This is a genomic window from Kocuria sediminis (assembly GCF_009735315.1).
GTDB classification, from domain to species: domain Bacteria; phylum Actinomycetota; class Actinomycetes; order Actinomycetales; family Micrococcaceae; genus Kocuria; species Kocuria turfanensis.
This window is the reverse complement of the sequence record NZ_WOGU01000001.1, coordinates 309,540-324,887: the sequence shown is the minus strand read 5'-3', so window position 1 is coordinate 324,887 and position 15,348 is coordinate 309,540. Positions and strand designations below refer to the sequence as shown.

The 15,348-nt window shown below is 75.0% G+C and carries 13 protein-coding genes; 5 read left to right on the top strand and 8 right to left on the bottom strand.

The genetic code is table 11. The features are described 5' to 3' along the window. Positions 1 to 69: 69 nt before the first annotated feature. Both GMA12_RS01515 and GMA12_RS01510 read left to right on the top strand, forming a co-directional pair. Positions 70 to 606 carry a hypothetical protein gene (locus tag GMA12_RS01515; RefSeq protein ID WP_156266462.1) on the top strand — a complete coding sequence of 179 codons (537 nt, stop codon included), beginning with the start codon at positions 70 to 72 and terminating at the stop codon, positions 604 to 606. Positions 607 to 732: 126 nt separating this feature from the next. After that, on the top strand, positions 733 to 1,335 hold the full coding sequence (locus GMA12_RS01510; protein WP_156266460.1) for a class F sortase: 603 nt from the start codon (positions 733 to 735) through the stop codon (positions 1,333 to 1,335). Between the two features lie 56 nt (positions 1,336 to 1,391). On the opposite strand, the gene GMA12_RS01505 is transcribed toward GMA12_RS01510, so the two are convergent. The 6 genes from GMA12_RS01505 to leuC form a co-directional block, all read right to left on the bottom strand. Further along, positions 1,392 to 2,510 carry a D-alanine--D-alanine ligase family protein gene (locus GMA12_RS01505; protein WP_156266458.1) on the bottom strand — a complete coding sequence of 373 codons (1,119 nt, stop codon included), beginning with the start codon at positions 2,508 to 2,510 and terminating at the stop codon, positions 1,392 to 1,394. After that, positions 2,507 to 3,628: an NAD(P)H-dependent glycerol-3-phosphate dehydrogenase gene (locus tag GMA12_RS01500; protein ID WP_156266755.1), complete on the bottom strand. Its 1,122-nt coding sequence runs from the start codon at positions 3,626 to 3,628 to the stop codon at positions 2,507 to 2,509. The genes GMA12_RS01505 and GMA12_RS01500 overlap by 4 nt, the downstream gene beginning before the upstream one ends. 41 nt (positions 3,629 to 3,669) lie before the next feature. After that, entirely contained in the window at positions 3,670 to 4,419 is a 750-nt protein-coding gene (locus tag GMA12_RS01495) for a lysophospholipid acyltransferase family protein (protein WP_156266456.1), read from the bottom strand. A gap of 13 nt (positions 4,420 to 4,432) precedes the next feature. Continuing rightward, positions 4,433 to 5,749, bottom strand: a complete 1,317-nt coding sequence (gene murA, locus GMA12_RS01490; RefSeq protein WP_156266454.1) for a UDP-N-acetylglucosamine 1-carboxyvinyltransferase — start codon at positions 5,747 to 5,749, stop codon at positions 4,433 to 4,435. 169 nt (positions 5,750 to 5,918) lie between these two features. Continuing rightward, positions 5,919 to 6,518, bottom strand: a complete 600-nt coding sequence (gene leuD, locus GMA12_RS01485) for a 3-isopropylmalate dehydratase small subunit (RefSeq protein ID WP_156266452.1) — start codon at positions 6,516 to 6,518, stop codon at positions 5,919 to 5,921. 31 nt (positions 6,519 to 6,549) lie between these two features. Beyond that, positions 6,550 to 8,052, bottom strand: a complete 1,503-nt coding sequence (leuC, locus tag GMA12_RS01480) for a 3-isopropylmalate dehydratase large subunit (protein ID WP_240898513.1) — start codon at positions 8,050 to 8,052, stop codon at positions 6,550 to 6,552. Positions 8,053 to 8,167: 115 nt separating this feature from the next. On the opposite strand from leuC, the gene GMA12_RS01475 reads away from it, so the two are divergent. The 3 genes from GMA12_RS01475 (at position 8,168) to GMA12_RS01465 (ending at position 11,829) form a co-directional block, all read left to right on the top strand. Continuing rightward, positions 8,168 to 8,980: an IclR family transcriptional regulator gene (locus tag GMA12_RS01475; RefSeq protein WP_276607329.1), complete on the top strand. Its 813-nt coding sequence runs from the start codon at positions 8,168 to 8,170 to the stop codon at positions 8,978 to 8,980. 220 nt (positions 8,981 to 9,200) lie between these two features. Further along, the gene (locus GMA12_RS01470) at positions 9,201 to 10,994 is read left to right on the top strand and encodes an NAD(P)/FAD-dependent oxidoreductase (RefSeq protein WP_156266450.1); all 1,794 of its coding nucleotides are present in this window, start codon (positions 9,201 to 9,203) and stop codon (positions 10,992 to 10,994) included. Continuing rightward, positions 10,978 to 11,829, top strand: coding sequence for a hypothetical protein (locus GMA12_RS01465; protein WP_240898512.1), 852 nt, complete (start codon positions 10,978 to 10,980; stop codon positions 11,827 to 11,829). The genes GMA12_RS01470 and GMA12_RS01465 overlap by 17 nt, the downstream gene beginning before the upstream one ends. Positions 11,830 to 11,876: 47 nt before the next feature. On the opposite strand, the gene GMA12_RS01460 is transcribed toward GMA12_RS01465, so the two are convergent. Together GMA12_RS01460 and GMA12_RS01455 are read right to left on the bottom strand one after the other, a co-directional pair. Continuing rightward, entirely contained in the window at positions 11,877 to 13,565 is a 1,689-nt protein-coding gene (locus GMA12_RS01460) for a GTPase (RefSeq protein ID WP_162459329.1), read from the bottom strand. Then, entirely contained in the window at positions 13,562 to 15,325 is a 1,764-nt protein-coding gene (locus tag GMA12_RS01455; RefSeq protein WP_162459328.1) for a dynamin family protein, read from the bottom strand. The genes GMA12_RS01460 and GMA12_RS01455 overlap by 4 nt, the downstream gene beginning before the upstream one ends. Positions 15,326 to 15,348 lie beyond the last annotated feature (23 nt).

Genomic DNA, 15,348 nt, shown 5'->3' with positions numbered 1-15,348 from the left:
CTCGTGCCGCGCGCTGGCGGCCCTGGGGTGGGCCCGGGCCGACTACGGACTATCAGGAGACGCATCGACATGACTGCTACGAGAAAGCTGGTGGTCGCCGGCTCGTCGACGACCGTGCTGGTGGGGGGCCTGTTGCTGGGCGCCCCGTCGGCCGTCGCCGCACCGGTGGACGCACCGGCCGCCGACGCCCCGCCGGGCGTGGCCGAACCCGCGGCGCAGCAGGCCGCTCCGGCCGAGCTCCCGGCCGTGGCTCCCGCGCCCCTCGACCCCGCACCCGTGGAGGCCCCCGCGGCCGTCCAGGAGGCACCGGCCGCGCCGGCCGCACCCGCGGTGCAGGAGGCCGCCCCGGTCGCGCCGCCGGCCGTGGAGCCCGCGCCCGCCGACGCCCCGGCCGCCGTCCCGGAGGCACCGGCCGCGCCCGCGGCCGAGGTGGCCGCTCCCGGCGGGGGCGAGAACACCGGCCTGAACGTGGACACCTTCCTCACCGCGGCGCCCCTGGAGCAGCCGGCCGGGGCCGGGGTGCTGACCGCGCTGCTCGCGGCGGCCGTGGCCCTGCCCGGCGCGCTGGCGCTCCGGGCCCGCCGGCTCGGGCGCACCCGCGGCTGAGCCGGCCGCCGCACCGGCGCCGCTCGCCGGCGGGGCCGGTGCGGCGGCCGCCCGACCGCGCCCCGCACACGCACGACCGGTGCGGGCCGCCGCGGCCCGGACCACGGAGAACAGGACAGCATGGGCATGAACACCCTGCCGGCGCCGCCGCGGCCGGTCACGACGTCCCGCACGGACCCGCGGGCGCGGCGGGCGGCCGTGGTGACGATCTGCGCCGCCGTGCTCTGGGTGGCGCTGATGAACCAGTGGTTCCTCGCCCAGGAGCTCTTCGGCCACACCCCGCGCGCGGCGTCGCCGCTGCGCCTGAGCATCGACGCCGTGGGCTTCGAGGCGGACGTCCTGCCCTACAGCCCCACGGAGGACCAGCTCTCGGAGGCCTCCCTGGTGCCCCCGCAGACCTACAGCGGCTACTGGCTCACCCCCTACGGGATGCCCGGTGCGGGTTCGGGGAACACCACCTACATCGCCGGGCACAGCTACGACAGGATCGCGCTGCCGTTCAACAAGCTCAGCGACCCGGCCCTGGTCGGGGAACGGCTCGAGGTGGAGACGGTCGACGGGAGGCTCGACTACGTGGTGGACTCCGTCACGACCTACGAGAAGGACACGCTCAAGGACAGCGACATCTGGCGGGTCGTGCCCCACCGCATCGTGCTGATCAGCTGCTACACGCGCGACGCGGTCGGCAAGAACGTCGTGGTCACCGCTTCCCCGGCCCCCGAGGACTAGGCCCGCTCCCGGAGGACCGGGCCCGCCTCCCGGGGAGACGGGCGGGCCCGGGGAGGTCAGCGCAGGCCGACCGGGCGCTCCATGGCCAGGCCGAGCAGCTCGTCGATCAGCCGGGCGTAGTCGAGCCCGGACGCCGCCCACATCCGCGGGTACATGGAGATCGGGGTGAAGCCGGGCATGGTGTTGACCTCGTTGATGACGACCCGGCCGTCCGGGGTGTAGAAGAAGTCGGCGCGGCACAGGCCCTCGCCGTCGAGCGCCTCGAAGGCGGTGACGGCTCCGGCGCGGATGGCGTCGGTCGCCTCCTGCGGCAGGTCCGCGGGGCAGCTGAGCCGCGCGGACGCCTGGGAGACGTACTTGGCCTCGAAGTCGTAGAAGGCGTGCTCGTCGACGATCTCGATCTCCCCGGGCATCGAGGTGCGAGCCGGGTCCGTGCCCCGGCCCTGGAGCACGGCGCACTCGATCTCGCGGCCCACGATGCCGGCCTCGACCACGAGCTTGCGGTCGTGCTCGCGGGCGGTCTCGATCGCCGCGTCCAGCTCCTCGGGCCGGTCCACCTTGGTGATCCCGAAGGAGGAGCCCGCCCGGGCCGGCTTCACGAACACCGGGAAGCCCAGCGCGGCGATCCGCTCGCGCACGCCGACCGGGTCGAGGGCCCACTGGCGGTCGGTGACCACGGTGTAGGGGCCCACCTCCATGCCCGCCGCCTCGAAGGCCAGCTTCATGAAGTGCTTGTCCATGCCCACCGCGGAGGCGGTCACCCCGCAGCCGACGTAGCGCAGGTCCGCGAGCTCGAGGAGTCCCTGGAGGGTGCCGTCCTCGCCGAAGGGTCCGTGCAGCAGCGGCAGGACCACGTCGATGTGGCGGTCGCGGGTCACGGTCTCGCCGCAGGACCCGGCCTGCCGGACGATCAGCTCGTTCTCCCCGACCTTCAGCGGCAGGCTCACGAGGTCCTCCCCCACCGGGAGCTCGGCGATGGGGTTCTCGTCCAGCAGCCGCTCCAGCTCCTCCTGCGGGCAGAGGAACCACTCGCCGGAGGTGGCGATCCCGACCGTCACCACGTCCCACTTCTCCCGGTCGATGGCGCGCAGCACGCCGCGGGCCGTGATGAGGGAGATGGCGTGCTCGCTGGAGCGTCCGCCGAAGAGCACGGCGACACAGGGGCGGGGGGTCATGGGGTGGTCCCTTCGGATTTGATCTCGCGGCCCAGCAGCAGCGGGGCCAGGTCGTCGACGGTGATGTCCTCGCGCAGGATGGCCACGACGGCCTCGGTGATGGGCATGTCGACGCCGTGCCGGCGGGCCAGGGCCAGCACGGCCGGGGCGGACTTGATCCCCTCGGCCGTCTGGGTCATCTCCTCCTGCACCTCGGCGAGGGTCGCGCCGAGCCCCAGGAGCCGGCCCGCCGTGCGGTTGCGGGACAGGGGCGACGAGCAGGTCGCCACGAGGTCGCCCATCCCGGCCAGTCCCGAGAGCGTCTCGAGCCGGCCGCCGAGGGCGAGGGCGAGACGGGTGGTCTCGGCCAGTCCGCGGGTGATGATGGAGGCCTTCGAGTTCTCCCCGAAGTGCCTCCCGTCGGCGATGCCCACGGACAGGGCGATGACGTTCTTGACCACCCCGCCGATCTCGGTGCCCACCACGTCGGTGTTGGTGTACGGGCGGAAGTAGCGGGTCCGGCAGGCGTGCGCCACCCAGGTGGCGAGCTCCGTGGTGGGGGCCGCGACGACGGAGGCGGTGGGCTGCTCCTCGGCGATCTCCATGGCCAGGTTCGGCCCGGAGAGCACGCAGGTCCGCCCCCGCCAGTGCTCGGCGTCCCGGTCCGTGGCCCGGCCGAGCTCCTCGGCGACCACCTCGCTCATCCGCAGCCCGGTGTCCCGCTCGAGCCCCTTGGCCAGGGAGAGCAGCACCGCCTCCGGGTCCAGGTGCGGGGCCGCGGCGGCCAGCTGCGCGCGCAGCGCCTGGGCGGGCACCGCGAGGACCACCAGGTCGGCACCGTGCACGGCAGCGGCGAGGTCGCCGGTGGCCTGCAGGAGCCCGGGCAGCCGGATGCCGGGCACGTAGCGGTCGTTCACGTGGGTGCGCGCCACGTGGCCCATGGCGTCCGCGTCGCGCCCCCAGAGCACGACGGTGCGGGCCGGGGGCTCGTGCCGGGCGTGCGCGGCGGCCCGGGCGCTGTCGGCCAGGACCTTGGCGAAGGTGGTGCCCCAGGACCCGGCGCCGAGCACGGCGATCTTCCGGGGGCCTCCGGCGGCGGTGCCGGGCGGGGGCGGAACGGGCGGGGACGGAACGGGCAGGGGCGAGCCGGGCAGGGGCCGGGCCGGGCCGGTGGACGGCGTCACAGGCGGCCTCCCCGGCGGCGGTCCCAGAGGGCGGGCGGGGCCTCGGCCTCGCGCAGCACCGCGAGCTCGCGGGTCACGGCCCGCATGATCGCGTCGGTGGCGTCCTCCAGCCGGGCGGCGTGGCGCCCCACGGGGTGCGTCAGGTCCGGGGCGTCGTCGCGCCACGGGGTGAGGTCGACGGGCGGGCCGATCCGCACGCGCACGTGCTTGCGCGGGACCAGGCTGACGGTCGGCCGGCCGGTGGACGGCGCCCGGCCGAGGACCTCCTGGTCACCCCAGTGCGCCAGCGGGACCACCGGGACGCCGGTGGCCAGGGCGAGCCGGGCGGCGCCCGTGTGCCCGGTCATCGGCCACTGGTCGGGGTCGCGGGTCAGGGTGCCCTCGGGATAGATCACGACCGCCCCGCCGGAGGCCAGCTCCGTGCGGGCGGCGGTGAGCGCGGCCGCGGCGTCGGGGGTGCCGCGCAGGACGGGGACCTGCCCGGTGGCCCGCAGCACCGGGCCGACCACGGGGGCGCGGAACAACGACTCCTTGGCGAGGAAGCGCGGCATGATGCCGTTGTCGTAGAGCGTGATCGCCACCGTCAGCGGGTCGAGCTCGGTGAGGTGGTTGGGCACCACGATGAACCCGCCCTCGGCGGGCAGGTGCTCCGCCCCGGTCCAGCGCAGCCGCGCCGCCAGCCCGTAGGCCGGCTTGACGATCCCCGCCAGCACCCGGAACAGGCGGCGGTTCGAGGTGCGGCTCATCGACGGGCCCGGCTCACTCGCCGTCGAGCTCGAAGGACGCGCCGAGCCCCGAGAGCTTGTCGGTGAAGTGCTCGTAGCCGCGCTTGATGAGCTCGACGCCCGTCACGTGGGAGACGCCGTCGGCGGCCATCGCCGCGATCAGGTGGGAGAAGCCCCCGCGCAGGTCCGGGATGTTGATCTGGGCCGCCCGCAGCGGGGTGGGCCCGGAGATCACGGCCGAGTGGACGAAGTTGCGCTGCCCGAACCGGCACGGGACGGAGCCCAGGCACTCGCGGTGCAGCTGGATCGTGGCCCCCATCCGGTTGAGCGCGCCGGTGAAGCCGAAGCGGTTCTCGTAGACGGTCTCGTGGACGATGGACACGCCCTTGGCCTGGGTGAGGGCGACCACGAGCGGCTGCTGCCAGTCGGTCATGAAGCCGGGGTGGACGTCGGTCTCCACGATGAGCGGGTTGAGGTCCCCGCCGGGGTGGTAGAAGCGGATCCCGTCCTCGGTGATGTCGAGGCCGCCGCCGATCTTCCGGAAGGTGTTGAGGAAGGTCATCATGTCGGCCTGCCGCGCCCCGGACACGAAGATGTCGCCGCCGGTGGCCAGCGCGGCCGAGCCCCAGGAGGCGGCCTCGATCCGGTCGGGCATGGCCCGGTGGCGGTAGCCGGTGAGCTCGGGGACGCCCTCGATCCGGATCACCCGGTCGGTCTGCACCGTGATGATGGCGCCCATCTTCTGCAGGATCGCGATCAGGTCCATGATCTCGGGCTCGGTCGCCGCGCCGCGCAGCTCGGTGTGGCCGTCGGCGCGGGTGGCGGTGAGCAGCACCTGCTCGGTGGCGCCGACCGAGGGGTAGGGCAGCTCCACCTTGGCGCCGTGCAGCCCGTGGGGAGCGCTCATCCGGATCCCCGACTCGAGCTTCTCGACCCGGGCCCCGAAGTGGCGCAGCACGTCGAGGTGGTAGTTGATGGGCCGGTCGCCGATCTTGCAGCCGCCGAGGTCGGGGATGAACGCCTCGCCGATCGCGTGCAGGAGGGGTCCGCACAGCAGGATCGGGATGCGGGAGTCCCCCGCGTGGGCGTCGATGTCAGCGTGCCGGGCCGTGGTGACGTTGGACGGGTCCAGGGAGAGCCGGCCGTCCTCGCGCCCCACCTCGACCCCGTGCAGGGACAGCAGGTTGGTGACGACCTGGACGTCCTTGATCTCCGGAACGTTCGCCAGGACGGACGGCGTGGACCCCAGGAGGGCGGCCACCATGGCCTTGGGGACGAGATTCTTGGCACCTCGCACGGTGACCTGGCCGGACAGGGGAACGCCGCCCGTGATGTGCAGTGCGCTGCTCATGAACTTCCGATCTGCTGTTGGCGGGCCACCCCCCGAGCGGGAGCGGCACCCGTACAGTGTAGGTTCCCCGGAGAGGCGCCTCGCGCAGGGGGGTCGTGCGTGTCCGGGACAGCGCGCGGCCCGGCGGGCCGTGGAGGGCTCCGCCGGGCCGGGAACAAGGCGCGGTGCTTCAGGTGCGGGCGGGCAGCGTGGTGGGCTTGAACGCGGGCCGGCGGGCCTCGTAGGCGGTGATCGCCTCCTCGTCCTGGAGGGTCAGCCCGATGTCGTCCAGGCCCTCCATGAGCCGCCAGCGGGTGTAGTCGTCGATGACGAAGGGCACGGTCACGGTGTCGCACGTCACGGTGCGCGCCTCGAGGTCGACCTCGATCTCGGTGCCGGGGTGCTCCTCGATCAGCTTCCACAGCAGCTCGACGTCGGACTGGTCGACCTGGGCGGCGAGCAGTCCCTGCTTGCCGGAGTTGCCGCGGAAGATGTCGGCGAAGCGCGAGGAGATCACCACCCGGAAGCCGTAGTCGCGCAGCGCCCACACGGCGTGCTCGCGCGAGGAGCCGGTGCCGAAGTCCGGGCCGGCCACCAGCACGGAGCCGTGCCGGTAGGGCTCCCGGTTGAGCACGAAGTCCTCGTTCTTCCGCCAGGCGGCGAACAGGGCGTCCTCGAAGCCGGTCTTGGTGATTCGCTTGAGGTAGACGGCGGGGATGATCTGGTCGGTGTCCACGTTGGACTGCTTCAGCGGGACGCCGACGCCCCGGTGGGTGCTGAACTTCTCCATGGGAAGGCCTTCCTGGGGTGCGGGTCGGGGCTCACGCGCCGGCCGACGCGAGGTCGGTCGGGGCGGCGGCGGGCTCGAGGTCGGACGGGGAGGACAGGGTGCCGCGCACCGCGGTGGCCGCGGCCACGACGGGCGAGACGAGGTGGGTGCGCCCGCCCTTGCCCTGGCGGCCCTCGAAGTTGCGGTTCGACGTCGAGGCGCACCGCTCGCCCGGGGCCAGCTGGTCCGGGTTCATGCCCAGGCACATCGAGCAGCCGGCGAAGCGCCAGTCCGCCCCGAACTCCTTGAACACCTGGTCCAGGCCCTCGGCCTCGGCCTGCAGCCGCACCTTCGCGGAGCCGGGCACCACCATCATCCGCACGGTCCCGGCCTTGGTCCGGCCCTTGACGATCTCCGCGGCGGCCCGCAGGTCCTCGATCCGGGAGTTGGTGCAGGAGCCCAGGAACACGGTGTCCACCGGGATCTGCTTCATGGGCGTGCCGGCGCTCAGGCCCATGTACTCCAGGGCCCGGCGCGCGTTGGCCTTGTCGTTCTCGTCCCCGATGTCCTCGGGGTCGGGCACGGCCGCGGAGAGCGGGACGCCCTGGCCCGGGTTTGTGCCCCAGGTGACGAAGGGCTCGAGCTCGTCCGCGTCGAGGAACACCTCGGCGTCGAAGACGGCGTCCTCGTCGGTGCGCAGGGTCCGCCAGTACTCGACCGCGGCGTCCCAGTCGGCGCCGGCGGGGGCGTGCGGGCGGCCCTTCACGTAGTCGAAGGTGGTCTCGTCCGGGGCGATCATCCCGGCGCGGGCCCCGGCCTCGATGGACATGTTGCAGATGGTCATCCGCGCCTCCATGGACAGGGAGCGGATCGCGGAGCCGCGGTACTCCAGCACGTAGCCCTGCCCGCCGCCGGTGCCGATCTTGGCGATCACGGCCAGGATGATGTCCTTGGCGGAGACCCCGGGGCGCAGCGTGCCCTCGACCGTGATCGCCATCGTCCGGAACGGCGCCAGCGGCAGGGTCTGGGTCGCCATGACGTGCTCGACCTCGGAGGTGCCGATGCCGAAGGCCAGCGCGCCGAACGCGCCGTGGGTGGAGGTGTGGGAGTCGCCGCAGACCACGGTCATCCCGGGCTGGGTGAGCCCCAGCTGGGGGCCCACCACGTGCACGATCCCCTGCTCGGCGTCGCCGAGCGGGTGCAGGCGCACGCCGAACTCCGCGCAGTTGGCGCGCAGCGTCTCGATCTGCTTGCGGGAGGTGTCGTCGGCGATGCGGGAGAAGATGTCCTGCGTGGGCGTGTTGTGGTCCTCGGTGGCGATCGTCAGGTCCGGGCGGCGCAGCGGCCGGCCGGCCAGGCGCAGCCCCTCGAAGGCCTGCGGGGAGGTCACCTCGTGCAGCAGGTGCAGGTCGATGTAGAGCAGGTCCGGCCGGCCGTCCTCGCCCTGGCGCACGAGGTGGTCCGCCCAGACCTTCTCGGCCAGGGTGCGCCCGCCCGCGCGCCCGGAGGCCGGGGCGGGAGTCGGAGAGGGGGTCGAGGACTGGTAGTCCGGCATGGCGGATCCTTCCGTGCTGCCTGTGCGGAGTCGTGCCTCCATGGTCGCGGGCGGGCTCGCGGAGTGGCCAGCTTTCCGGCTTGCTTCTCACATTATGAGACGGCAGTATCAGAGCATGGACACATCTGGACACATGGACCCGTCCGGCGCCCCCCTGGGCAGCCCGCTGGGCGGTCAGGGCACGGGCGAGGCCCTGCTGCTGAGCTCGGCCGCCGCCCCCAGCGGGGTGGGCGTCGTGGACAAGGCGTCCATGATCCTCGACGCCCTCGAGGCCGGGCCGGCGACCCTGGCCCAGCTGGTGAGCGCCACCGGCCTGGCGCGGCCCACCGTGCACCGGCTCGCCGTGGCCCTGGCCCACCACCGGTTCGTGGGCCGGGACATCCAGGGCCGCTTCGTGCTCGGGTCCCGGCTCGTGGAACTGGCCTCCGCCGCCGGCGAGGACCGGCTGATCGCCGCCGCCGGCCCCGTGCTCGTCAACCTGCGGGACGCGACCGGGGAGTCCGCGCAGATCTTCCGCCGGCAGGGCGACTGGCGCGTGTGCGTGGCCTCGGCCGAGCGGCCGATAGGGCTGCGGGACACGATCCCGGTGGGCACGCAGCTGTCGATGAAGGCCGGGTCGGCCGCGCAGGTGCTGGTCGCGTGGGAGGACCACGACCGGCTGCTCGAGGGCCTGCGCCACGCACGGTTCTCCGCCACGGTGCTCGCCGGGGTGCGCCGCCGGGGCTGGGCCCAGTCGCTGGGCGAGCGCGAGCCGGGCATCGCCTCCGTGTCCGCGCCCGTGCGGGGGCCCTCCGGCCGCGTGATCGCGGCGGTGTCCATCTCCGGGCCGATCGAGCGGCTCACCCGCCAGCCCGGACGCCTGCACGCGGAGGTCGTGGTGCAGGCCGCCCGCCAGCTCACCGAGGCGGTGCGGGCCGCCGCGCACTAGACGCGCCGGGCGCCGCAGCGGCCCCGGCGGCAACGGCGCACCCGGCCGCGCGGGGAACGACTCCGGCGCGGCCCGGCGGCGTCCGTCCTCGGGCGGCGGTGGGGCCCTCCGGAGCGCCCCGCCGCCGCCCGGGGCGAAGCCAGGGATCCCTTGCCCGGGGATCCCCGCGCGAGTAGCCTGAGCGCCATCCGGCCAGGGGACCCACCAGGAGGTGGCGGCCATGGACGACCCGGTCCCGGTCCTGCTGCTCGCGACCAGCGACCCGGTCTCTCGGGGCATCCTGGGAGACGAGCTGCGCCGGCGCTACGGCGCCGACTACGAGGTGGTGGTCTGCGCCGACCACGCCCATGCCCGGGCGGTCCTCGGGGGACTCCGGCGCTGGGGCCGCGCGGTGGCCCTCATCGTGGGGTGCTACGGCCCGGCGGACCGCGACGGGCTGGACCTCCTGCGGCGCGCCTACGCCGACCACCCCGCCGCCAAGCGGGCCGTCGCGGTGACCTGGGGGGATTTCGCCAGCGGCCCGACCGTGTTCCGGGCCATCGCCCAGGGCCACGCCGACCTGCTCGTGCTGCGTCCCGAGCGCCCGCGCGACGAGGAGTTCCACGGCGCGATCACCGACGCCCTCGACGACTGGCACCTCGCCCAGGGCGGCGGGTTCGAGGCGGTCCGGATGATCGGGGACCAGCGCGACGAACGGGCCCACTCGCTGCGCGACACCCTGGTGCGCAACCACATCCCGGTGGGCTTCCACCCGGCCGGGTCCCCGGCCGCGCAGCGGATGCTGGAGAGCTTGGGCCTGCACGACCCGGCGCTGCCGGTGCTGGTGCTGCAGTTCACCTCGCCGCCGACGGTCCTGGAGAATCCCGGCGACCCGGAGATCGTCGAGGCGTTCGGGCTGAACCGGCCGCCGCCGACGGACAAGGTCTTCGACGTGGTCGTCGTCGGCGCCGGTCCCGCCGGCCTCGCCGCGGCGGTCTACGCCTCCTCCGAGGGCCTCTCCACCATGGTCGTGGAGCAGCAGGCCGTGGGCGGCCAGGCCGGCACCAGTTCGCTGATCCGCAACTACCCGGGCTTCTCCCGCGGGGTGAGCGGCGCCCACCTGGCCTTCCGCTCCTTCCAGCAGGCCTGGGTCTTCGGCACGGACTTCCTGTTCATGCGGCGGGTGGAGAGCCTCGGGACCGACGGGCCCGTGCACACGGTGACCACGTCGGACGGCGGCGTGGTGCGGGGCCGCACGGTGGTGGTGGCCACCGGCGTGGACTACCGCCGCCTCGGCGTACCGCAGCTCGAGGCCCTGGTGGGCCGGGGCGTCTTCTACGGCGCCGCCGTCTCCGAGGCGCCGTCGCTGGCCGGGCAGCGCGCCTGCGTGGTGGGGGGCGGCAACTCGGCGGGACAGGCCGCCCTGCACGTCGCGAAGTACGCGGAGCACGTCACGCTGCTGGTCCGGGGGGGCTCGCTCGCCGCCAGCATGTCCAGCTACCTCATCACCCAGCTCGAGGCGACCCGCAACGTGACCCTCCGCTACGGCACCTCGGTGGTGGGCGCCCGCGAGCAGGACGGGTGCCTCACCGCCGTCGAGGTCACCGCCACGGGCAGCCCCGCCGCGGCCGTGGAGGAGATCCCGGCGTCGGCGCTGTTCGTGCTCATCGGCTCGGTGCCGCGGACGTCGTGGCTGCCCGGCTCGGTGCAGCGCGACCGCGCCGGGTTCCTGCGCACGGGCGCCACGGGAGCTCCCGGCGCTCCGGGGGACGACGCCGCGGCCGGGTCGCCGCTGCCCCTGGAGACCAGTCTCCCGGGCGTCTTCGCGATCGGCGACGTCCGGGCCGGCTCGATCAAGCGCGTGGCGACCGCCGTCGGGGACGGCGCCACCGTGGTCTCGCTCCTGCACGGCTACCTGGCCGCGCACCCGCCGGCCGCCCCGGCGCCGCCCCCGGCCTCTCCCGCCGCCCCGGCGCCTCCGGCGGCCCGGACGGCCGGCCCCGAGAAGCCGCTCGGCGATGCGCTCCGCGACTGAGGCCGCGCCGCTGATCCCGGCGATGCGGCGGTTGCTCTACGTCGCCGCCGTCCTCGTGTTCCTCGCCGGGCTGGTGCTGTTCGTCTTCCCGCTGCGCACGGCCGACTGGTTCGCCTGGACGATCGAGCCGCCGATGACCGCCGTGTTCCTCGGCGCGGCGTACTGGTCCAGCGCGCTCCTCGAGGTGGCGGGGGCCCGCTCCGCCGGCTGGGACCGGGCCAGGCTGGCCGTCTGGCCCGTGTTCGTCTTCACGACGCTCACCCTCGGTGTGACCCTGCTCCACCTGGACCGCTTCCACCTGTCGGCGGAGCACCCGCCCCTGGCCCGCTTCGCCGCCGGGGCGTGGCTGGCGATCTACGCCGCCGTGCCCGTGGCCATGCTCGTCATCGGCCGGCTCCAGCTCCGCTCCCACGGGTCTGCCGCGCGACCCGCGGCGGCCGGCGCACCGCTGCCGCGTGGACTGCGGGTGCTCCTGGCGGTCATCGCCGCCGCGCTGCTGGGGGTCGGCGTCGCGCTCCTGGTGCTGCCCGCGGCGTCGGCGGCGCTGTGGCCGTGGCCGCTGACCCCGCTCACGGCGAGGGCGGTCGGGGCGTGGCTGGTCGGGCTCGGCTGGGCCGCGGCCTACGCCCTGCGCCGCGGCGACGCCCTGACCGTCCGCCCCCTCGGGGTCGGCGCCCTGGCCTTCGCCCTCCTGCAGGCGATCGCCCTGCTCCGGTACGGCGACGCCCTGACGTGGGCGGGTGCGCCCGCGATCGGCTTCGTCACCGTCCTGCTCGCCATCGGCGCCGCCGGCGGACGGATCCTCGCGCTGAGCCCTGCGACCCGTCGCCGCTGAGAGCCGCCCCGGGGCCTGCGGGCGGGCGGTCCGGGGCGCCCCCGGGGTCAGGCGCGCAGCGCGGCGAGCGCCTCCCGGAAGGCCGCGTGGGCCTCCAGCTCCGCCCGCACCGGCTCGACGACGGTGCGCCGGCCCGCCCCGGCCACCGAGGCCCGCAGCTTCCGCCGGACCGTGCGCTCGCGCAGCCGGGCGCCGAAGCCGGCGAGGATCCGCCCGGTCAGCGCCAGGAACAGCCCGGTCACGACCCCGGCGAGCACGAGCAGGGTGGGCACGGGCAGCGGGAAGCCCTCGACGGTGGGGGGCGGGGGCACGGGGATCTGGAAGTACTCCAGCAGGAACAGCCCCAGCAGCCACACGAGGCCGGCCACCACGGCGAGCATCGCGATCCACTGCAGGACGTCGAAGAGGAGCCACCACCAGATGTTCTTCCGGGCCCGGAAGTCGGTGCCGGCGATGGCCTGGTCGATGGTGTCGGGCAGCCGGTCCTCGTGGGTGCGCGCGGCCTGGCGCACCGACCGGGTCCACGGCTCGGCGGCCCCGGCCGCGGCGTCGTGGGCGAAGCCGCGCACTGCGGAGTCGGCGGCCGCCCGCTGGGCGGCGCCCATCGGCGGCAGCGAGGTCCGGTTGACCTCCGGGTTCACGGAGTCCCCCCGGTCCAGGTTGAGCCGCCGCATCGGGTCCTTGCGGAACTTCAGCAGCCACCGGGTGGCGATCCACCCGGTGTGCCCGGCCGCGTGCAGGGCGTAGGACTTCCCGGCCGCCCGCGCGATGCCCGGGACGTTGGCGGCCTGGGCGAGGCCGTCGGTGAGCCGGTCCTCCGACTCCTGCGTGATCCCGGCCGGCTCGCCCTCGCCGGAGGCCTGCGCGAGCCGCTCGGCGGCGTCGGTGACGTCGGCGTCGAGCCGGGCCCCGGCCGCGGCCTTCGTGTCCGCCACCTGGCGGATCCGGGAGCGCAGGGCCTCGACGCCCTCCCCCGTCACCGCGGAGACGGCCACGGGCTTCGAGAGCCCGGTGGTGGGCAGCCCGTCCTGGGCCACGAGCTCCGCGAGGGAGGCCATCACGGCGGGGACCTCGGCGGCGGGCAGGCGGTCCACCTGGTTCATGACGACCATGGTCACGGCCCCGTGGTGGGCCAGCGGGGCGATGAACTCCTGGTGGATGATCGCGTCCGCGTACTTCTGGGGGTCCACGACCCACACCACCACGTCGACCATCCCGACCAGCCGCTGCACGATCGTGCGGTGGTGCAGGCTCACCGAGTCGAAGTCCGGGAGGTCCAGCAGGATGAGCCCGCCGGGGCCCTCCGGGGCGGAACCGCCCGCAAGCCGTTCCTTCACCCGCGTCCACCGCCCGGCGTCCTCCTGCCCCGCGGGCAGCGGGGTGTCCACGTGGTGGCGCTGGGAGACGTCCAGCCAGTCCAGCAGGGCCTGGCTGCCCGGTTCCCCCCACACCGCGGCCAGCGGCTCCGAGGTGGTGGGGCGGCGGGCGGCGGCACGGGCGATCTCCCGGCCCACCACGGCGTTGAAGAGGGTCGACTTCCCGGAGCCGGTGGCCCCGAAGAAGCCCACCACCGTGTGGTCGGCGGACAGCGAGCGGCGCTCGGCGGCGCGCGCCAGGACGGTGCGCGCCGCCGCGACGGCCTCCTCGTCGAGCCGCCCGTCGGCGAGGTCCGTGGCGCGGGCGAGCGCGGGCAGCCGCTCGGAGAGGGTCGGGGCCGGCCGGCGGGCGGGGCTCACGCGGTCTCCCCCAGCGTCCGGGCGGCGGCGCGGATGCGCTCGGCGGCGGCCTTCAGCTCGTCCGCCTCCGGGTGTCCGTCCAGGACGTCGAGGCGCCGCAGGAACACGGACGCCTGCTCGTCCAGCAGCGCGGAGATGCGCGTCTCGAGGTTCCGGCGGGCGTCCTCGGCCATCCGCCGCACGGCGTCCTCGCCGAACACGGCCTCGAGCAGCTTGGTGCCGACCACCCCGGAGCCGCCGGCGATGCCGACCTCCAGGCCGGTCAGCCCGCCCGTCATCGAGAACACCCCGATCATCAGGATCACGGTCAGCGCGTTGACGCCGAGCGACATGGCCCGCGCCTTCGTGCGCTTGTCGGCGCCCTCCCGCTGGATCAGCTCCATGAGGTCGCCCTGCCAGGCCCGGACCTGCTCGGCCGTGCGCTCCCGGAAGTCGGGGGGCAGGGAGCCCAGGTCTGAGCCGCCCAGCAGCACGCGGCCGGCGGGCTCGTCCTGCCAGCGGCGCTCGGCGGTCTCGGAGGCGCGCGCGGCCTCCTCGACGATGACGGTCTGCAGACCGGTCTCGATGGCCTCCTCGACCTGGACCTCCGGGGCCGGCTTGCCGCTGAAGAAGGCGGTGATCCGGTCGCGGACCCGCCCGATGCCGGCCTCCAGGTTGCGGAAGAACTCCCCGGTGCCCACGAAGTCCTGCCAGCGGGCGAGGACCTCGCCGCGCAGCAGGGTGCCGTCCCGGGTGGAGTCGATCACGGAGGCCAGCGCCTCGTCGAAGGCGCGGTCCACGTCGTGGCGCAGCTGCGCCCCGGCCCGCTGCTGCGAGAGCACGGCGTCCCCGGCGGCGTCGGTGCGCTCGGCGATGGAGCGCACCGCGCCGCCGAGGGTGCGCCGGGCGATCTCCGAGCGCGAGGCCGCGTCCCGGCCGAGCTCGGCGAGGAAGTCCACGACGGGGGCGACGACGTGGGGCGGCAGCATGCCGGTCTCGTTGAGCGGCGACTCCGGGACCGTGAACACCGGGGCGTCGCCGAGTCCTTGGTCGGCGAGCATCCGCCGGAGGTCCTCCTCGATCTCGGCCTCGAGCCCGAGCGGGACGCGGTCGAGGACCACCGCCACGGTGATGTCCCGCCCGGCGGCCTCCACCAGCAGCCGCCACGGGACGGCGTCCGCGTAGCGGTTGGCGGTGGTGACGAACAGCCAGAGGTCGGCGGCGGCCAGCAGCTGGCCGGCGAGCCGGCGGTTCTCGTCGGAGATCGAGTCGACGTCGGGGGCGTCGAGCAGGGCGACGCCCTCGGGGATGCGCGGCTCGGCCAGGAGCACGAGGGCCTGGCCGTCCGCGGTGCCGGGCAGCGCGGACGGGGACGCGGTGTCCGCGGCGGTGGTGCCCGGCGGGGTGACCTTCCGGGCGTGGATCCGGCTCAGGTGCGGGAGGACCCGCTGGGTGGCGAACGCCTCGGCGTCGCGGGGGTGGTGGACCAGGATCGGCTGGCGGGTGGTCGGACGGATCGCCCCCGAACGGGTGACGGGGTGGCCCACCACCGCGTTGACGAGGGTGGACTTCCCCGCGCCCGTGGACCCGCCGACCACCGCGAGCAGCGGGGCGTCGAGGGAGCGCACGCGCGGCAGGACGTAGTCGTCCAGCTGGGCGACCGCGCGGTCGATGTCCTCCCGCTCGTGCAGCACGTTCGTGGTGGACAGCGGCAGGCTCGACGCCGCGAGCAGGTCCCGCGCGTCCTCGAGGGCCCTGAGGGTCTCTGTCTGATCGGTCACCCGCCCATTGTGCCAGTCAGCCT